At 63.3% G+C, this 18,714-nt stretch carries 24 protein-coding genes and 1 pseudogene; 19 read left to right on the top strand and 6 right to left on the bottom strand.

Annotated elements, in window-relative coordinates; genetic code table 11:
- Nucleotides 1-17 precede the first annotated feature (17 nt).
- From GSD1FS_RS10450 to GSD1FS_RS08405, 4 genes and pseudogenes are all read left to right on the top strand, one after another.
- Nucleotides 18-308 (top strand): annotated as a pseudogene (locus tag GSD1FS_RS10450) (restriction endonuclease subunit S); the annotation flags it as partial.
- 68 nt (nt 309-376) lie between these two features.
- Nucleotides 377-883, top strand: a complete 507-nt coding sequence (locus GSD1FS_RS10040) for a hypothetical protein (RefSeq protein WP_246166167.1) — start codon at nt 377-379, stop codon at nt 881-883.
- Nucleotides 884-1,126: 243 nt separating this feature from the next.
- Nucleotides 1,127-4,441, top strand: coding sequence for a type IV secretory system conjugative DNA transfer family protein (locus GSD1FS_RS08410; RefSeq protein WP_155589198.1), 3,315 nt, complete (start codon nt 1,127-1,129; stop codon nt 4,439-4,441).
- 246 nt (nt 4,442-4,687) lie between these two features.
- Entirely contained in the window at nt 4,688-5,350 is a 663-nt protein-coding gene (locus GSD1FS_RS08405; RefSeq protein ID WP_155589197.1) for a hypothetical protein, read from the top strand.
- A gap of 40 nt (nt 5,351-5,390) precedes the next feature.
- On the opposite strand, the gene GSD1FS_RS08400 is transcribed toward GSD1FS_RS08405, so the two are convergent.
- Complete coding sequence (locus GSD1FS_RS08400; RefSeq protein WP_155589196.1) at nt 5,391-6,956, bottom strand: glucosaminidase domain-containing protein; 1,566 nt, start codon at nt 6,954-6,956, stop codon at nt 5,391-5,393.
- 104 nt (nt 6,957-7,060) lie between these two features.
- On the opposite strand from GSD1FS_RS08400, the gene GSD1FS_RS08395 reads away from it, so the two are divergent.
- Together GSD1FS_RS08395 and GSD1FS_RS08390 are read left to right on the top strand one after the other, a co-directional pair.
- Nucleotides 7,061-7,732 carry a hypothetical protein gene (locus GSD1FS_RS08395; RefSeq protein WP_129870844.1) on the top strand — a complete coding sequence of 224 codons (672 nt, stop codon included), beginning with the start codon at nt 7,061-7,063 and terminating at the stop codon, nt 7,730-7,732.
- Between the two features lie 47 nt (nt 7,733-7,779).
- Complete coding sequence (locus GSD1FS_RS08390) at nt 7,780-8,892, top strand: hypothetical protein (protein WP_155589194.1); 1,113 nt, start codon at nt 7,780-7,782, stop codon at nt 8,890-8,892.
- 16 nt (nt 8,893-8,908) lie between these two features.
- Here the strand turns inward: GSD1FS_RS08390 and GSD1FS_RS08385 are convergent, their stop codons facing one another.
- The 5 genes from GSD1FS_RS08385 to GSD1FS_RS08365 are packed head-to-tail and all read right to left on the bottom strand — an operon-like array spanning nt 8,909 to nt 12,430.
- A complete protein-coding gene (locus GSD1FS_RS08385) occupies nt 8,909-9,349 on the bottom strand; it encodes a hypothetical protein (RefSeq protein WP_155589193.1) in 441 nt (146 codons plus the stop codon).
- Complete coding sequence (locus tag GSD1FS_RS08380) at nt 9,289-9,747, bottom strand: hypothetical protein (protein WP_155589192.1); 459 nt, start codon at nt 9,745-9,747, stop codon at nt 9,289-9,291. Before GSD1FS_RS08380 ends, GSD1FS_RS08385 begins: the two co-directional genes overlap by 61 nt.
- A complete protein-coding gene (locus GSD1FS_RS08375; RefSeq protein WP_155589191.1) occupies nt 9,744-10,031 on the bottom strand; it encodes a hypothetical protein in 288 nt (95 codons plus the stop codon). Before GSD1FS_RS08375 ends, GSD1FS_RS08380 begins: the two co-directional genes overlap by 4 nt.
- On the bottom strand, nt 10,019-11,674 hold the full coding sequence (locus GSD1FS_RS08370; RefSeq protein ID WP_155589190.1) for a hypothetical protein: 1,656 nt from the start codon (nt 11,672-11,674) through the stop codon (nt 10,019-10,021). Before GSD1FS_RS08370 ends, GSD1FS_RS08375 begins: the two co-directional genes overlap by 13 nt.
- A 39-nt stretch (nt 11,675-11,713) precedes the next feature.
- A complete protein-coding gene (locus tag GSD1FS_RS08365) occupies nt 11,714-12,430 on the bottom strand; it encodes a hypothetical protein (protein ID WP_155589189.1) in 717 nt (238 codons plus the stop codon).
- A 546-nt stretch (nt 12,431-12,976) separates the two neighbouring features.
- On the opposite strand from GSD1FS_RS08365, the gene GSD1FS_RS08360 reads away from it, so the two are divergent.
- The 13 genes from GSD1FS_RS08360 (at nt 12,977) to GSD1FS_RS08300 (ending at nt 18,665) form a co-directional block, all read left to right on the top strand.
- Nucleotides 12,977-13,300 (top strand): hypothetical protein, encoded by a 324-nt coding sequence (locus GSD1FS_RS08360; RefSeq protein WP_129870839.1) that lies wholly within the window; start codon nt 12,977-12,979, stop codon nt 13,298-13,300.
- A 137-nt stretch (nt 13,301-13,437) separates the two neighbouring features.
- A complete protein-coding gene (locus GSD1FS_RS08355; RefSeq protein WP_129870838.1) occupies nt 13,438-13,716 on the top strand; it encodes a WhiB family transcriptional regulator in 279 nt (92 codons plus the stop codon).
- Nucleotides 13,709-14,299 carry a 5' nucleotidase, NT5C type gene (locus GSD1FS_RS08350; RefSeq protein WP_129870837.1) on the top strand — a complete coding sequence of 197 codons (591 nt, stop codon included), beginning with the start codon at nt 13,709-13,711 and terminating at the stop codon, nt 14,297-14,299. The genes GSD1FS_RS08355 and GSD1FS_RS08350 overlap by 8 nt, the downstream gene beginning before the upstream one ends.
- Nucleotides 14,296-14,547: a hypothetical protein gene (locus tag GSD1FS_RS08345; protein WP_129870836.1), complete on the top strand. Its 252-nt coding sequence runs from the start codon at nt 14,296-14,298 to the stop codon at nt 14,545-14,547. Before GSD1FS_RS08350 ends, GSD1FS_RS08345 begins: the two co-directional genes overlap by 4 nt.
- Nucleotides 14,544-14,750, top strand: coding sequence for a hypothetical protein (locus GSD1FS_RS08340; protein ID WP_129870835.1), 207 nt, complete (start codon nt 14,544-14,546; stop codon nt 14,748-14,750). Before GSD1FS_RS08345 ends, GSD1FS_RS08340 begins: the two co-directional genes overlap by 4 nt.
- Nucleotides 14,751-14,784: 34 nt before the next feature.
- Nucleotides 14,785-14,934: a hypothetical protein gene (locus GSD1FS_RS08335; RefSeq protein WP_153802323.1), complete on the top strand. Its 150-nt coding sequence runs from the start codon at nt 14,785-14,787 to the stop codon at nt 14,932-14,934.
- Nucleotides 14,931-15,368: a hypothetical protein gene (locus GSD1FS_RS08330; RefSeq protein WP_129870834.1), complete on the top strand. Its 438-nt coding sequence runs from the start codon at nt 14,931-14,933 to the stop codon at nt 15,366-15,368. The genes GSD1FS_RS08335 and GSD1FS_RS08330 overlap by 4 nt, the downstream gene beginning before the upstream one ends.
- 251 nt (nt 15,369-15,619) lie before the next feature.
- Complete coding sequence (locus GSD1FS_RS08325; RefSeq protein WP_129870833.1) at nt 15,620-16,228, top strand: hypothetical protein; 609 nt, start codon at nt 15,620-15,622, stop codon at nt 16,226-16,228.
- A 59-nt stretch (nt 16,229-16,287) separates the two neighbouring features.
- Nucleotides 16,288-16,557, top strand: a complete 270-nt coding sequence (locus GSD1FS_RS08320; protein ID WP_196425072.1) for a hypothetical protein — start codon at nt 16,288-16,290, stop codon at nt 16,555-16,557.
- Between the two features lie 9 nt (nt 16,558-16,566).
- Nucleotides 16,567-16,797, top strand: coding sequence for a hypothetical protein (locus GSD1FS_RS08315; protein ID WP_129870831.1), 231 nt, complete (start codon nt 16,567-16,569; stop codon nt 16,795-16,797).
- Between the two features lie 76 nt (nt 16,798-16,873).
- A complete protein-coding gene (locus GSD1FS_RS08310) occupies nt 16,874-17,230 on the top strand; it encodes a hypothetical protein (RefSeq protein ID WP_155589187.1) in 357 nt (118 codons plus the stop codon).
- Between the two features lie 14 nt (nt 17,231-17,244).
- Nucleotides 17,245-18,027 carry a CHAP domain-containing protein gene (locus tag GSD1FS_RS08305; RefSeq protein ID WP_155589186.1) on the top strand — a complete coding sequence of 261 codons (783 nt, stop codon included), beginning with the start codon at nt 17,245-17,247 and terminating at the stop codon, nt 18,025-18,027.
- A gap of 311 nt (nt 18,028-18,338) precedes the next feature.
- Nucleotides 18,339-18,665 (top strand): hypothetical protein, encoded by a 327-nt coding sequence (locus tag GSD1FS_RS08300; RefSeq protein ID WP_129870827.1) that lies wholly within the window; start codon nt 18,339-18,341, stop codon nt 18,663-18,665.
- Nucleotides 18,666-18,714 lie beyond the last annotated feature (49 nt).

Here is an 18,714-nt window from a genome sequence, read left to right as displayed (position 1 = left end):
GGAGAAAAGAATGGGCGCATTTCAAAATGCCAGAAATCTTCGACTTGATTCAGCGAGGAAAAAGGTTGAAGAATGCGGATCATGTGCCGGGTATGGTTCCCTATGTTTCATCGACGGCGAACAACAACGGCGTGGATGATTATGTCGAAGCGACTTCTAGCACCCGAGTGTTTGAAGATTGCATTAGTCTCGCGAACAGTGGAAGCGTGGGCACAGCGTTTTATGAGCCATTCAGGTTCGTAGCCAGTGACCACGTGACTGCATTGAAAACACCGCACCTGTCAAAATACGTGTACCTGTTCATGACAGCGCTGATCGAAAACAGGGGTCGAACTTCAACTTCAACCGCGAGATCAATGATGCCCGCATCCGCAACATGCAGATCATGCTCCCTATCACCGACTCAGGGGAACCTGATTACGGCTACATGGAACAGTATGTACGACAGAAGTTTGAAGCGATGCTATCGGAATACCGAGCTTATATCGAGGCGCGTATCGCAGAGCTAGGAGAACCTATTGAACTTCCAACGTTAGCCGAGAAGAAATGGAACCCTTTTCCGATCGTGGGCTTGTTTACATTGATTGTGCCAGGAAAAGGTAAAGGCCTGAACCATCTGAACAAGACCGACAACGGGGGAGTGAATTACATAGGCGCAACCAATCGCAACAATGGAGTGCTGTGCCGTGTCAAGGAAGATGAGTATTCCCGTTCCATGATCCTTGATGGCAACTGTATCGGGTTTATCAAGAACGGAGATGGTTCAGCCGGTTTTGCGATATACAAAGCCGAACGATTCATCTCCACAAGTGATGTTTTGTACGGCTACGCTAATTGGGTCAACAAATACACCGGCCTGTTTTTGTTACGGCGCAAGACATGATTGAACATAAATACAGTCATGGTTATAAGCGAAATAAAGAACATCTTGCCGGCGATAAAGTTATGCTCCCCATCACTGATTCAGGTGAACCGGATTACGAGTATATGGAGCAGTATGCGAAGAATATGATGCTCCGCAAATATCACCAGTATCTAGCGTTTTTGCGTTCACGGTAACGGTATCGTTGCCCATCTGCGGTGTTCAGGCGGGTGGGCGCGGGTGGTTTGGGCATAGGCGTGTTGTATGGCTTATTCCCGTTCCCGTAACCGTTCCCGTAACCGTTCCCGTTCGCGTGGCGCCCAGAACGCGCCCATGGTCGCTTCCCCGCACACCCCGATCCTGACGGTCGGTGTGTTGGTGGCGGTGGGCTTGTCGTGTTTCGGTTTGCCCGGCATGCCGGTGCTGCTCGCCGCCGTCGCGGTGGCGTGGTTGGCGGCCAGGGCGCCTCAATTGACGGGCACGGACCCATGGAAGCGTACGTGTGCGAACACGCCGGCGGAGCAACGCCGGGACACGTCCTACAAGTGGATGCGCTCCTGGTTCCGCCACCTGTCCCGCAACCTTGACCCACGCAACCCCATGGCCACGCTCACCGTGGGTGTGGCGTGCCTGATGGGCGCGCTCGTGTGGGCGCGCTGCGGCGCATGGTGGGCATGGGCGAACATGGTGAGCACGATCCTGCTGATAGCCGCGCGGCCCACACGTCCCGCACGGCTCATCGCCACAGGGCAACGCCCGGTGACATGGGCGAAGAAACACTTGGCCGCCATCGCCATGTGCATGCTGATCGGCGTGCTGGCCGGGTTGGCGTTGTGGATGGTCACGGACAACCCATGGCTCATCCCCGCCATGGTGTGCCTGTTGGCGCCGTTGCCGATGCGGCGCGCATGGCTGGCGGCACGCCGGCAAGCGAAACTCGACCGGGAGGCGGCCGCCATGCTGACCGGTTGGCTGTTGGCGTTGGACAAGGCGGTCGTGGACCAACCCCCGTACCGGTTGGACAACACCGTGCACGGCGAGCATGGGGAGATCGTGTGCCGGTTGGCGGTGAGCCGTGCCCAACCGTGGCAGGACAAGCAGGTGCGTGACCTGTTGCGCGCCCAGGCGAACCAAAGCAACATGGATGTGGCGTTCGTGTTGGACGGGGACGACACATTGCACGTCATCTGCAATCTAGCCCCATTGGAAACCTGCCCACCGGATGAGCTGATCGCGGATGAGACGGGGTTGCGGTGCCGGGCGAACATGGAAACCGCCCGCCTGGGCTTCAACTACAACGCGTACGTGGGCGACAGCAAACTCAAACAAGTGGGCGAGCGTGGTGGCCGGCCGGCGTGTTGGGTGTGGCGGATGCATGGTGGGACGGCGAACTCCGATTGGGAGATGATCCGCCGTGACTGGCTGCGTGGCAGCAGTGCGGGCGAACTGGGTGACTGGGGCACCCTCATCGGCATCACCATGATCGTCGACCCGGGGTTGGACCATGCATGGCTGTACACGGGCGAGTTGGACACGATCGGGTTCGATGAGGACAAGGCCGGACAGGAGCACACCCAATCGTTCTCCGCGAACACGATGGGCGACACGGCCGCATACCTGCGGTTGGCGGTGCGGGCGCAGGATGACATGAACCTGTGGGAGGATGCGTTGGCGGGCGCGAAACTGCCCGCACCCATGCAGATCCTGTACGACCGGCGTGTGGGCGCGGACCGGTTGACCGCACAGGATGGACGATGGGCGTTGGAGGACACACCCATGAGCATCCCCACCAAAGGCGGCTACCAAGCCGCGGATTACATGCGGGTGGACGTGCGCCCCGCGTTCGGGGACAGCACGATAGCGGATCTGATCGGCATGAGTGCGAACGGCAAATGGTTCACCCGGTACATGCGGTTCGTGCAGACGGTGCCGGCGAACAATCCCAACACGCCCGTCCAGTTGCGTGACCTTATGGGGGATGGGCCGGCGGAACGGTTGCTCGCGCAGGTCATCATCAGCCGTGCGTTCGCGCAAACGTTGAAGCATGCGGCGTATGTGGGGCCCGCCACCCAGTGCGCACGCAACGGGATGGGGTGGACGTTGTGGCGTACCCGGATCACGTTGACCGGTGGCGTCACCGCCGCTGACACACGCAAGAACCAACCCAGGTTGCAGGCGTTGATGGGTGCGGACACGGTGCTGTGGGAGTATGAGGACGCGGGCCATCTGGTCCTGTGGGCTGGCAACGGGTGCGGCACCGACCGGGACGAGTGGGCGCGGACAGTGGAGTTCGAGCATGCGCAACGGTTGCGGTTGGATGAGGCGTGGGCGAGCGCGAAGGCGGTGAACCGTGATGGGGTGAGTGTGACGACCGTGTCGGTGCAACCCGCCAAGGGACGGTTGACCCGGTGTGTGTTCCGTATCCCACCGGGGTTGGGCCGGGATATGGTGGTTTCCCGGTTGGATGGGTTCTGCACGGCCGCCGGGTATGCGTATTCGAAATTGGTGCCGGGGCAAGGTGCGGATGAGCTGGTGTTGTTGGTGTGTGAGTCGACCCCGTTGCCTGACCGGGCGCCGGTGGACTGGTCGTTGGCCAGCCCGGGGGCAAGCGTGTTGCCGTTTGGGGTGTTGGATGATGGCGCGTTGGCGGTGTTCGACCCGGCCCAGTCGCCGCACCTGTTGGCGTCCGGCACGACCGGTTCGGGCAAGTCGAGTGTGTCGGTGACCTTGGTGGGCATGGCGTTGTTGTCGGGGTGGCGTGTGTTGGTGACCGATCCGAGCAAGGGGGCGAATGATTTCAAACCGTTGGCCCCGTATGTGGATGCGTTCGAACCGTCGTTGCCGGGGTGTTATGCGTTGTTCCGGTATGCGCATGAGGAGATGCGCCGGCGGGTGCGGCTGATCGGTGAGCATGGTGGTGGGGATTGGTCCACGTTGCCTGACGGGGTGCGTCCGCCACGCCTGTTGGTGTTCTGTGACGAGTTCAACAGCCTGTTGCAAAAGGAGCGGGCGAATATCGCGAATGCGAATGATGATCCGGATGTGGATAATGCGAATGCGTTGGCGGATTGGCGCAACGGGTTGCGTTCCAGCATCGGCTTGTACGCGTCGAACCTGCTCACGCAGGCGCGCAGCGCCGGCATCACGGTGGTGTTGGGCGCGCAGCAGTTGAACGCGGGCGATTTGGATCTGCTGCCGAATGCGGGCATGGCGAAGGGGATGTTGGCGCGAGTGTTTTTGGGTATCGGCAACACGCAGGGCAATGTGTCGCAGGCCAATGAGCGTGAGGCGAACCGGTTGCATGCGCAGGCGGCCCGTACCGGCGGCATGCCCAAGGGCCGTGGTTTGTTCGAGAACCTGGGCCGTGGTGTGGATATGGTGCAGTGTTTCTGGCCGGGCAAGGGCGACGGGGGGTTGGAGGCGTTGACAAGCCGGTTGCAGACGGCCAACCCGGTGGATCTGTCCCGGTACATGCCACCCGAACCGGAGTTGACGGGGTTGGCGGATCAGACCGGTGTGGTGGCCCCGGTGTCCGATCCGGTGGTGGTCGATGAAAGCGGTCAGGATTGGGAGATCTGACCATTCACCCCATGATTGGGTGTTTGGTGGGATTCCATGACCACGGTCCCGTCCGTGCCCGCCGGGCCATCATGGTGCCCGGCGGCGCACCCGGATAGGGGGAGGGTGAGCAGGAGGGCGAGCAGGAGGATGCCGGTACGTGGAACGTGTGGGGTGGGGTGTGTCATTGGGGCTCTTTTCCATAGTGCGGACAATCGGACATGCGCCGTCTATGCGCGCACCGGGGCCTATGGCATAGTTGGGGGTATGAGCACCACACCACACCGTTCCCGCACTTGGCTGCACATCGGCCTGTTCATTCTCGCCATCGTCCTCTTGGCCGTGGTGGTATGGTTCGCCATACGCGGCCACACCGGCGCGCCCTCCACGGCGGCGCCCACGGCATCCGCCACCGCCAGTGCTAGTGCCAGTGCTGATGCGCCGGATGCCACCGCGCCCGTGTCGGCACGGGAGGTGCGGGAGGCCAACGCGGTCCGCTTCGAACAATTGTGGCGCACGTATGGGGCGGACTCCACCATCGACCCCAAAGAATTCGCGCACCGTCCCGCCAAGGATGTGCTCAACGCATTGCGTGTCACCGACTACACGCCCCCGGACTGGTCGGCCGTGTCCACCATCCAACGCAACAGCGACTATGGGCCCACAGGGCAGAACCCCGCATGCCAGGGGACGACCAACAGTTTTTCATGCATGGCGTACCCCACGGTCGGCGAATGGTGGGTGCAACAGGCATGGGGCAGCGGCTCACGGTGGATCGAGGGGCCCACGGTGGAACACACCGGGGAGCACACCGCAACGGTGACGGGTGTGGTGCGCGCCATCCTTGTCGAACCCGGTGACACTTTCCATTCCACCGACACGTACGCGTTGACCCCATCATGGCAGGATTACCCCTGTCGGACGAGTTGACGTTCGACACGGATGGCAAGGTGAGCGAGGTCAGTTCGAATCAACCCTCCCCGTGGTGGGTGTCGCCATGGAACCAATTGTGGGACACGAACATGAACCGGATCATGGCCAATGGGCGCCGTGTGGCGATCCCCGTGCAAGGCCAACCGGTGATGGACATCAACCCCACCCAACCGGTCATGCGCGCCCCCGCCACCCAGGCCGATCTGGACGGCAAGGTCGATTGGAGCCTATGGGAGGGGATGTGCATGGCGTCCTGCGGCGACCAACAGCAGGGGTTCACCGTGTCCCCCGACGGGCGGGAACACTGACCGGCGTTATTTTTCCAACCGTTGTACCGGAAGAACACGTTGCCGGCGCCGGTGAACTGGGATTGGGTCAGCCACCGGCTGTTGTAGCCCGTCCACGCGCCGTTGCCGCCGGTGCCGTAATTGCCCTCACTGATGCGGATGCGCCACCCGTCGCCACTGGTCTGCACCTCCTCGACGACGGCGACATGCCCATAGGGGGGAGCGCCACCCAACGCGCCACCGACCTGGCTGATCCCGTCGCCCGCATGGGGTGTGGCGTCCACCGTCCAACCGGGCTTGCCGGACAGGTTGCGGGCGATGTCGCCACCGTTGCCCAACACCCAATCCCAACCGTCCAGACCATGGATCATGCCAAGCCGGTTCCACGCATACCACACGCACTGGTAGCGGCCCACATTATGCGGGTATTTGATCCGGTCTCCTGAGAACCCGTCGCCGTCACGGCACACGCCCGTCGTGGAACACATCCAACTGTAATCATGCGCGTTCTCCGGGGCGCCACCCACCTTGCCGGCCGCCACGGCAGTGGCGGCTTGGGTGGAGCACGCGTCCACCACCGTGCCACCCGCCCCTTCCGCACCACTCTCACCGGGTGCCGCCGCATCGAAATGGATCCTATCGGAGGTGGGGATGATGTTCGTGGCTTTGATCCGTTCGGTGATCTGGTGCACAATCGGGCCTATCTTGGCCATGTACGCCCCATCGGTCGCATACCCCGCCCGCCAGATCGCCTCCAGGTACTTGTACGGGTCCCGTTGGTATTGCAACGCCGCATCGTAGCGGTGGTTGGAGCGGATGAATGCACCATACCCGTCATAGGCCGCTTGCGCACTGGGATACCCGCACCATGTCGCCGTGGTCGACACCATGCCGGAGCCCGTGTCCTCCTGCGTGCCCGTCGTCGCCCCACCCGTGCACCCGGCCCACACCTTGATGCCGAAATAATTGTGTTGCGGCGCACTCATCGCCCACCCCGACTCGAACGCCGCCTGCGCCAGGATCGCCTCCGGTGGCAACCCGTACCGTTTGCCCGTCCGGTACGCCAAAGGGGCGAACCGGTCCACGAACGCCGCCGGCCCCGACCCCATGGGCGCCGCCTCACCGCCCAACGCGGCACCCGACAAATCATCGCAATCCGTGGCCGACACCACATCACCATCATCATGGATGGTGTTGGCCATGCCGGACACCGTGGTGGTGAACACACCCACGGACGCGGTGGTGGCGACCATCACCACCACCGCCAGCATGGCCGCCGCCATCACCACAGCCGTCCACATGCCACGTCCGCGCATCACACCACCCCACCCATATCAACACGCCTCATCGGTACCATGAGACCATGGCTATGCGCGTTGGACGCATGCGCCGGGTACCGGATTCGGAAAGCGAGGTTGACATGAGCGATGACATCACCAACATGCAGTATTGGACCGTACGCGCGCACATCACCGGCACGGACGGGCAGGTCGTATCCAACCGGTACCACCGCGCCATCCTTGACAGCACCGAAGTGGACCGGTGGTGCGACCAGCCTTTGGCGACCGTCGGCCATGACGGCCAATGGATCGTCCATGACGCGATGGACGTGCTGTTCGACCCCCAAATGCCACGCCCCTTGTCGGGCCAATTGTGGGACGTGCTGCACACCATCGCAGACCAGTTGCGCGTCACCGTCCCGCTCATCGCCCTGGGCATGGATCAGGATGCGCACATGCAAGCGGACACCGGGCCGTTGACGTTGCGCAACGACAGCGCCTGGAGCATCACCCGGGTCGACGCGACGGGAGGCGAACAGCGTATCGTGACCGCCTCCACGCACAGGGACGGCAAGCAATACACGATCGACACCACACTGCACACCATGGACCCGACGGAACTGGCCCAGGCGATGCTCGCCTGCTTCATCCTGGAAACCTTCGTCCACACCCGCAAACGCGGCGCCGAAGACCGTGTGGTCTATGACATCCCCTGGCGCCATGACCCCGGGTACGAGCTGGCGTGGCGTTTGGCGCACATGCCACCGTTGCGCATGCTCCCGTGGGAGTGGAGGGCCGCGAACCCGCTATAACGGCGCATAGTGTGCTGGCGTAACCGGACACAACAAGGGAGCAGGACATGAGCCAGCCACGCAAACCCAAAGGCAGCCCCAACAGCACCGGCGGCCAATTCGACACCACCGCCACTACCACCGGCATGGGGTTGCCGCCCATGCCGGACACGACGCCACAGGAACCGGGACCACGGCCGGACACGCACCGGCTCGTGGCCGCCATGCGCACCATGATGCCCGACCGGGATTGGCAACCTAGCAAAACCAGCCCGTACACGCGCACCGAAATCGAACAGGTGGCGCCGGTATTGGACCAATACAACATCGCCGACAGCCCCCTGTACACACAGGTCAGCCGCAACTGGGATGTGGACACGGACACGGAGGAGGGGTTGTATACCCGGTTCGAGCACCAGCCGGGCCGTGCGGCCAGCGTCGCACGCGGCATGGCGTTGTGGACGTACGGGATGGGCCGGCACATCGACACCGATGAGGACCGTCAGGATGTGGAGAACTACCTGGTGGACCTGTCCGACGGGGGACGGCATCTGGGCGCCCTGTACGCGCTACAGCACGCACCCCGCCCTCCCCGCAGCGCTGTTGGACGTGGCCTGTTCACCCGCATGCGGTTGGCGGACACCCCCGTCCAAGCCCAGTATGCGATGATGACCGCGTACCGGTACATGCGCACCCATGATCTGGTCGATGAGGGGATGGAACCGTTGGCGAACCCCCGTGTCGACTCCATGATGGACGAACACTTCACCGGCACGATGCGTGGCTTGTATGCGGTCATGATGGATGATTACAGCCACCACCATGACCCGCAGGTGCGACGGCTGGCGCAGGCGTACACGAGCGCATACAACACCCTGCCCACGGTCCGGGACGCGGACGCCACGATCCCACCCATCCGGTTGGGCAAGTTCGACCATGGACCCGACCCGGCGTTGGTGGACATGGCCCGGTCGGCGGACGATCCGCAACGGTTGGCGCAATGGGAACACGAGCACGCGGCCGAACTGCATGGCCGCGACCGGACGTTGATCCGTGACAAGGATCTGACGTTGGCCAGTGGCAACGATAACCAGTTGACCGGCCAATGGCTCACCCCAACCAGCCAATACCAAGAGCAGCTCGCCCGCCAATACGCGCGCCGCGGCGAACCCAACCAGTGACACCCCGGGTGGTGGGTCACACGTCCGGCGCGCACCCCACCACCCGGGCCACCACATCCACACCCTGGGGCATGGCGAAGCACAACAGGCGCATCACATGCGTATGGCCCGCGCACTGTTCGGGATCCAATATGAACGCGAACACACGCGGTATGGGAGGAGCGGCCCCCAACGCGACCCCCGCCCCATACAACGCGGTCGCCGTCTCCGCGGTATTGTCCGGATCGCCATAATAGCGCGTGTCAGGGTAGGAGACGGCGCACACCACCCCAACCTGCGCCCCCAACCGCACCCCATCGGACCATACGGGACGCGCCTGGCGCATCACACGCGTCTGACGCGCCTTGCGTTGCGCCTGCGGCAGGCGCATGTTGCTCGTCAACCAATCCGCATCCCCTATCGCCAGCATGCGCATGGCGCCCATGCCGGCGTGCACCGTGTCCAACAACCAGTCCAACGCACGCCACCCGCCCCACGAGTGGGGACGGGAACGACAAGCATGTGGATGCTGGCCACACCCGCCGCCAACCGTCGTGGATCGGGCGCGTACAAGGTCATCACCCGATGCGCCGGGTCATCATCGGGCCACATGCCCTCATCAGTGCCCGCATCGATCAACGGTTTCAACGTTTCCGCCGCCAACACCGGCGACTCGGCACGGCCACCGACCAACACCAACAGCATATAGGTGCATACCGGGCGCGCGCCATGCTGTTTGGCGCGCGCCCACACGCCACGCCCGTACGCGCGCAACCGGGCGCGGGTGCGCGCCCGCCGATCACTGTCCTCATCACCGACCGTGGTCAACCAGTTCATGCCGGAGACCATGAACTCGACCGCGTACGCACCGCTCATGCGCGCATCAGCCTCGCCAACTCATGCGCGTCCATCACCGGGCCCGACGGTTGGCTATCCGCGTCCGGTGAGGCGGCCGGCAAACCCGCACCACCATCCCCGTCCGCATCACCATCGCCCGCATCAGCGCCGTCCGTGTCCGCACCCATGCCGGGGATGGGGTCAGGGCGTTCGCCCAACGCAATGCGGCTCTCATCCCACGCGCCCTTGATCGCCGACAGCACCGGGTCAGTGGCCAACGCACGCGCATACGGCATGCTGACCCGGTCCGTCAACCAGCGCATGTACTCCGCATCGACCGGATCGTCCTCACCATGCGGCTCCAACGTACGCAAAACCGTGCCGCATCGACCCCGTCCGGCACCCCGATGCGGTCCACCAACGCTTGGGCCAACATATACGTGTCCGACCGATCCTGGGTGCCCGCATACGTGGTCTTGAACACCACCGACGCCTGCCCGGTGAACTCGGCACGCCCCACACCCTTCGTCACCCCCAATGCGGTCAAATGCTCCGGCACCACCGGCATCGACGCCACATCATGGAACACGCCACGCACCAACGCCTCACTGGGATTGGGCCCCATCACAATACGTTGGCCGAACAGGTCACGCGTCGTAGGCCCCAACCCGGAACGTTCGTTGACGGTCTGCGAAATGAGGATCAACCGGTAGCCCTGCGCGCGCGCCGTGCGCAACAGGCGCAGCACACGCGAACGGATGTCGTTCTCCGCCTGACCGGTGAACATCTGCGCCCACACCGCCGGCAACACACTATCCGCCTTCGGGATGCGTTTGACCAACTGCGCCTCATCGACCAGGGAGGAGTACTCGTCGACCACGATGTAATGCAACGGGTACTTCTCTTTCGCCCACCGGGGGATGTCCAACCAGTTCTGCCACGCGTTCTCCTTCCACGCGCGCGCACGCTCCCCATGCTCAATCTCATCGACCAGCATGTTCAACACGCCCGCCGCCTGCACCACGCTCTCACACCCCCAATACCCGGCGGTCACCCACGGGCGCAACCAGTAGTAATCCGTCGCCTTGTTCGCCAGATCCACCACACTCAACAACGGTTGTTGCGCCACGATCGACGCGAGCAGGTTGTTCGCCAGGACGCTCTTGCCGGAACCACCCTCACCACCAATCAACAGGAACGACGATTCACGCCAATCCATCTCCACCGGCTCATACACCACATCCGCACCGCCACGCGCCGGCAGTTTCACCCCGAACGGCGTGCGATCCCTATCCGCAGGCGAACCCAACCGGTCGAACGGGAACGGATGCGTTTTCAAAAACACCGGCGGTTCACCGGGGATGATGTCGATGATCCCCGTTTTCGCGTCCGCCGTGTACGTCCAACCCACATGGCCGATCTGTTCGCACGCCTCCTGCGTCCTGGCCGCCATCTTCGACGGCTGCCAGATGATCGTGCGCGCCAACCGGCAGCGCCAGCCGCCATCGGCGCGCGGTTCGACCATCACCTCCCAGGGTTTGACCCCCAACGCGTTCGCCAGGATCCCACGGGCCGACACCCGGTCCTTGTCCAACGCCTCGAACACCGCACGCCCCTCGTACGGTTCGAAGCGGACCATCTTCATGCCCAGACGCGCCTCCCAAATGCGTGCGATCCGTTCCCCCGCGGCCGGTTTCTGATCCGCGGGACGCAGGTTGACGATCTGTTGGGAGCCCTCACGGTTGACGCTGGTGACGCCATGGTCGATCAGCACGGCCACATGCGCATCCATGTCGATGCTGTCCAATTGCGCGTCATGCGCCTCGGGGTGCTGCCGGCGCCATTGGTCGATGTTCTCGTCGAGTTTGCGGCGATGGTCCGCGTTCGATGCGGGGTCGAACATGACCCGTTCGCCGCTCGCCTTGTCCACAACCATGGTGGGGAACTTGAATTGGAAAACCTTCATGCCCAACCCCTATGCGCATGACCACAGACGGAAACGGCGCTAGAACTCCGGTTCGTCCACCGGCTCGAACAACCCACGCAACCCCAACACGTCCAACCGGTCCCAACATTCGCCGGGCAACACCACACGCCGGCCGAACACCACCGCCTCACGCGCACCCCATCGGCCTGGCCTATCCGGACGGGCCGTGCATTGGGCGAGCGCGAACACGGTGTGCGGACCAGACCCGGGGTAGAGCCAACCGGGCACCGCCAGCATGGACTCGAACCCGTGGGCCACGTCCTCGCACACCGGATCCCACCGGCCGTCCGACACGTATTGCGTGGTGCGTGTCTGCAACACGGCCAACGCCCACACCCGTGGATGGTGGCGGGCTATGTGGGCGCAATGCATGAGCACACCCATGCGCGCCGCCGCGCGCACCGGGTCCTCCCCGGTGTCCCGCACCAACCGGTCCGCCGCCTGTCGTGGTGTGTCCCCGTGGGGGATGGGCGCCATGAGCAGGCGCTCACAGCCTGGTGTGTGCAACCATTGCCAATCGTCCATGCCGCCATGCTCCCATTCCTCCACTTCGGGCAGGAACAGGTACGGCGCCCGTCCGGTCCGCAACGATTCGGCCAACGCATGGGTGTGCACGCCGTCCGTGTCATCCACCCACACGGGTGCCTCCTGTCCGATGGCGTGGTGCAACCGCCATGCGGCATCCAGCGTGCGCACCATCGGATCCTGCGTGCCGTCCCATGTTAGGGATCCCAACGGGAAACTCATCATGGCCCCATCAATGCGTCCGTTGCCTGCTGTGGTCCGTGCCCGCAAGGCGGGCGCGTTCGGCGCCCATGGTCTGCCATGGGGCGAACGGGCGTATTCCCCCGTGTTTTGCATGGTTCGCGGGGAATGCCCTCCCTAGGGAAAAGCATGGTTGGCGTGGTTGGCGTGGTTGGCGTGGTGGTTGTGTTGGGTGGATTGTGTGGCGCATTCGTTCATGGTGGTTGCGTTGGGTGCATGGCGGTTGTTGGGATGGTTGGGGGTTGCGGTGGTTGGATGGTGTCGGCTGGGTTGCGGTGAGGGGTATGGGGCGTGGGGCGTGTGTGGAAAAGCGGGTGTTGGGTTTGTTCTTTTTGGCGTTCCCTTTTTGCGTTTCGTCGGGGAACAGTGCGGCGCTTGCGCCGCGGCCGGCACCCGTGCTCCACACGGGCGCGCGGGTGCGCGGGCGCGCGTTTCGTTTCGCATCGGCGGCGGTCTCATGGATGCAAAACCGGCAGAGGGCATGGGTGGGGTTGTGCGTGACGCATAGGGCGGGGCATGAACAAACATGATGGCAGGATGGTGGCCGCACCGCAGGTGGGTGACACGTTGGACATGGTCGACGGGTCGGGTGCACGCACCCGGATCCGTGTGCGGTATGTGTGCGTGGACCCTGACGGCGTGTTCCATGTGCACGCCGATGGGACAGACACCGTGTTCCGGATTGATGGGTCGGGCCGTGGGGGCCCGGGATTATGGACGGTGGAACGTACGTTGCCGTCCGGTCCGCTCACGTTCCCCAATGACGAACCGGAGCGGGACGCGTGCCGGATGTGCGCCATGGCGTCGTTGTTGGAGTTTCCCGATGTGGGGGAGGTGTAGGCCGCATGCGTGATCGGATTATGGATGTGGCGGTGATGCTGTTGGGGTATGCACTCCAAGTGGCGTTGCGCGTGGACCATTGGTTGCACCCGGCCCGGCCCCGGTTGGACGGGTTGGACCGGTGATGGGAGGAAAGGATGGTGGCCATCATGGTGTCTGGCCGTGAGTGGATGCGCCGTGGATTGTGCGCGTCCGGCGCGTATGACCCGGACATGTTCTTCGACGCGTTGCGTGAGGAGCTCGCCTGCCGGGTGTGCGACAAGTGCCCGGTGCGTGACCGGTGTTTGCAGCATGCGGTCGAGGAGCATGAGTCGTATGGCGTGTGGGGTGGCAAAACCCCCGCGGAACGTGTCACGTTGACGCGCCGGTGGCGCATGGTGCAGGCGGGGAGGGCGCGTCGTGCGCATCATGGTTGACCTGGACAACACGTTGGCGGATTACACGCACGCGTTGCGGCACCATCTGCGGAGCACCAACGTGTATGGCCCGTTGGACGGGTATGCGATGGCCGACCCGTGCGAGTACGGGTTGTGGCGTGACCCGTCATGGCCGTTCGCCTCATATGAGGCGTATGCGGACGCCCACCGTAGTGCGGTGATGGACGGATTGTATCTGGCGGAACATCCCTATCCGCATGCGATGCGCGCCCTGTGGCGGTTGGTTGAGGACGGCCATGATCTGCTCATCGCGACCAGCCGTGCGGACGACGAACATTTCAGGCAGACGTTCGCATGGTTCGACCGCCACTGGTTCGATCCCGCGCACGGCCCGACCGAATACGATGTCGCGTTCCATTTCGGCGACAAGAGTCTCGTGGATGTGGACGTCGCGTTCGAGGACGAACCATGCACCATAGGCATGCTCGCCGCCAAAGGGATCACCGTCATCCATCCCGACCACCCGTACTGCCGTGATAGTGGGGGCATCACCATGAGCGATTGGAGACAGGCGCCCGGCATCATCCGGCAACTGCAAGAAGACAAGGAGAGCACAAGATGACCGATACGCAAGGCTTGATTGACGCGATCCTCGCCGAGGACACACGCATCCACCGTGTGATCGGCAAGGAGATCACGGACGCCAAACAGCAACTGTCCGCACGCGCCGGCGACACGAGCGGACCGCCGGCGCTGATCGCCGCATTGGAACGTGTAGGCCGGCAGTTCGACCCGTCCACCCCGGCGGCACGGTTGCGTGCGCAGCGGGCCGCGCTCACCATGCTCAACAACAACAAGGAGGCATCGTGATCAACGTGTCCCAACAGCGCGCCCTGCTGCAACGCATCATGGCTGAATGCGACCGGTTGGCACAGGAACGCACCAGCCGGGCCGAACAGGTGATGGGGGTGGGGCACGCGAACGCCGACCAGTACACCGACGGGTACTTGGATGCGTTGACGGCCGTCGATGCGTACTGCACACGCCTCGACAACGGCATGTGGAAACCCTGACCCATCACCAAACCATATATAAGGAACAGACCAGTTGACCAGTGAACAACGCAAGGAGATGGCCCGCACATGGACGAAATGCCATGTGCCCGTGTCGGACATCACCCGCCTGTTGGAGATCAGCGCGGAGGAACTCGACATGATCCTCAGCGAACAACCGGAACCGGAAGGAACCACGCAATGAACGTCACATGGATACGACGCACGCAATGCGCATGGCATGCACACGGCCTGTTGCATGACACCATGCTGTTGGTTGGCGCATACCAACAGTTGGCCGTACGGTTGGCGGACGGGTTCGATGAGGACGTGTTCGCCACCGCGCGCTCCATCCGCCAACTGATCGAACACGGGGTCGACAAGATGGAAGCGTACCTGATCGCAGGGCGGCTGCCGGACACATGGGCAACCAAACAACGTGAACGCCTGACGGCCGTAATCGACCAGACGGACGCGCTCATGAACAAGGCCCGCACCCAACACAACGAGATGCTGCTGTTGGAGTACGAGGCGAACGGTGTTCCCGGCCATGTTCTCGAACGTATCCGGCAGGCCATGGCCGGCACGGACGGGTTGTTGGGCGGCATCGAGGTCATGCCCGTGCCTGGTGAGGAGTGAGCATGAGACTGGATTGCCCATGCGACCTGTGCGGCAAAACCCGCGGTCGGGACAAGCGGCCTTGGCGGCATTTCGTGGACACGCTCGACCATCACCACCACCGGTGTCCGGACCATTGGCAGGTGCGGTGCCTGGCCTGTGGGCGCATGGCCCTTGCCGCGACCCATCATATGCTCACCATCGACGGGTGGCGCATCATAGGGGGGATGCGACGCGATCTGCCCACAATGCCACAGCAAAGGAGAATGGCCATGACCTCGGCGAAGACCATACGGCATATCCGCGCGTTGCGCGCCCAAGGGTGCAGCGTCGCGGACATCCACCTGATCACCGGGGTGTGCGCGGACACCATCCGTGGCATCCTGACCGCCCCGGCCGACACCACCCCTGTTTCATCACCCTGCGAACACCCCGACCCCATGGACGCATTGTTTGACCCCATATGTGAAAGGACAACGGTCATGAGCGCGAACCACAACCCAGCCGATGCCAACGGCGCCTCCCTGTTATTGGTTCCGCCGATCCTCATCGTCGCCACCCATATGGGTGGCCTGCTGGCCACACCCATGCAAACCGACGCGGAACGGCAGCGGCGTCGGATCGAGACTGTATGCGGCCAATGCGGCGACAGTGACACGGTGGTCGCCACCTGTCGCACTTGGGGGGAGCTTGACCTGGAGCTCATGGCGTTGGCTGGGGACGGGTGGGCCGACGATGCGCTGATCGACATTGCCGAACAGGCCGCCTTGCGATACTGCCCGCAGGTGGACGAGGAGACCGTGGGTGAATTGGCGGCACGCTTGTGCGCACGGGCGGCGCAATGGTGGGATGACAATGACACATGGGAGGACGAAGCATGATCACAGCCAACCACAGTGCACGACGGTCGGACAGATCGGATGGGGGTGTGATGCTTCCGGTGGTGTTGCCGGTCTGGGACACCAAGGGCGATCTGGTACGGGTGTATGTGCAGGTGCAAGCCGGGCGGGTGCGTGTCAGTGATGATGGATGGTTCCTGTTCGACGCGGTATGCGCGGCCGTGTCCCCGGCACGGTTGGCGAGGGTTGCGGCCCGTCATGGCGGTTGTGTGGAGGACGGGTGCGTGGTGTTCGACTTCCCTTTGGATGTGACCGTGGAATATGCGTTCGGTCGTGTTTTGGGGTTCGTGCGGGACTGGTTGGACGCATAGGGGTGGGGCATGAGTGCATTGAATGAGCCTGCTGATCTTGGGGTGGTGCGGTTGGATTACCGTACCGGGTTCCATCTGGGTATGGCGTTGCGGCATTTGCGGGAGACCGTGGACAGCCTCAACGAGGTGTGCGCCCGGTTGCGTGCCGACGGGCATGGGGAGCTCGCGGACGAGTGGGAGGCGACGGTGGTCGCGGAACTCAACGCGGTGGGCCGTGTGCTCCAACAACAACTCAACTAGCCAATGGGGGGAGTATCGCGTTGAGTGATATGCGCCAGGCAATGGTGGGATGGCATCGGCATATCGGAGGACAAACATGATTGCAAACAACCATGGGACACGATGGTCATATAGGCGTGTGCACGGCGTGGTCACCCGCATATACGCGCACAGTTTCGATATGGCCGACCGGGACGGCATGACCGTGCATGCGCTCTTCCCTGACCGGCTCGCCACGATGGCACACGGATTGGGCAAAGGCAGTGTCGTGGACGCGTACGGGTTGATCACCCATGACGGGAGGCAGTGCGTCATGCGGGTGGAACGCCTCGAACGGTTCACGCCACACCCGCACCGGACCGTCACGGCCGCCGACCTGCCCCGTCCTGGTTTTGATTTCACCGGCGGGTTGGGGTCCGTCGCCTACGTCCGGCAATTGCGTGACGACGAGTAGAAAGGACACGGAGTATGAGTGGTGCGCATGTGAAACCATTGACCCGACGCCAACTGCGACAACGGAACCGTATCGGCAAATGGACGGCCGGCGTCATGTCCCTGTTGTTGTTGGGTGGTGCCACCATGTGCGCGCTCACCATGCCCGGCACCCCCACCGCGCTCGGTGTGCCCGACCGCAGCCCGACCCCAGCCGTCACCCGCAGTGTGGACGGGCCCACCGTGTCCCGCACCTCCACCCGTGAGGCGTTGGCTGATGGAGTGGAGGCGGTAAGCGTGGACTCCACCGGCACATGGACCATGGGCAATGACCGGATCGACGTGGAGCGGCTCACCCGTGCCACACCCGAACCCACTGACCTGCATCATGCGAAAGCCACGGAACAGACCGTGGACCTGCTCAACGACACCGACATACCAGCCGATACGACCACCAGCACCCCGGCCGCCACGGGCGACAGCGGCAACGCGTACCCGTGGGGGCAGTGCACATGGTGGGCGTACGTGCGCCGCCACCAACTTGGTTTGCCTGTCGGATCGTATTTCGGCAACGGTGGCGTCTGGGCCGCTTCGGCCGCACGCTTGGGGTACACGGTCACCCATGGGCCCACGGTGGGTGCCATCATCGTGTTCCAACCCGGACAAGCCGGCGCCGACCTGACCTATGGGCATGTCGCCATCGTCGAACAGGTCCATGCGGATGGGAGCATCACGATTTCGGAGAGCAACGTGCAGGGGTTGGGCGTCATCTCCAACCGCACCCTTGCGAACGCCAACCAATACACCTACATCCAGTAGAAAGGCGTCCGCCATGAGCCGCACCTACACCACCATCCGCTACAACGCATTGGAACGCAAAGCCTTGGCGCACGGCTACCCGGACGCGGAAACCTACCTGCGCCACACACCCCGATTGCGCCACCATCTGTACCAATGCCCGGTCGGACGCGATTGCTCCACATGCAGGGGCAACCGGGCCGTTGTAACCACCGACCCACAGCCGGTGTGGCGATTGCTCCACATGCAGGGGCAACCGGCTGCACACCAACACCGTCCGCCGCTTGGCGGCACAACAACGGCAGACCCAGTGAACAGGAAAGGAGGCGACCATGTGGTCGACATGTTGCAACGGGTTGACCATTGGACTTGCGGTATGCATCACCATCCGCATATGGCATCTGCAACGCCAGCACCGTCCCGTATTGGCGGACGCCATGGTCTTCCGGCTGTTCGCGGCTGCGATGGCCGCAGAGATCGGCGCAATCATCCTCGAACTGTGCCAATCCAACCCCAATTGGCTGGCGGCACTCATCGACCTGTGCGCGGTCGCCTTCATGCTGCCGATCAGGCGGCTATGGCGTTTGAGCCGGAGCCGTGGGCCACGAACAGCCGGCCTCCCATCGTCCGATGCCACCGGCGACAAGGAAACGAAATGAACAGGACGCATAGGCGTCCACAACCCATACCGGTAGGCGAATCCATTCT

It is taken from the genome of Bifidobacterium canis (assembly GCF_009727065.1).
In the GTDB taxonomy this organism is placed as follows: domain Bacteria; phylum Actinomycetota; class Actinomycetes; order Actinomycetales; family Bifidobacteriaceae; genus Bifidobacterium; species Bifidobacterium canis.
The sequence above is the reverse complement of the archived record's forward strand: the minus strand, read 5'-3'. Positions and strand labels throughout refer to the sequence as shown.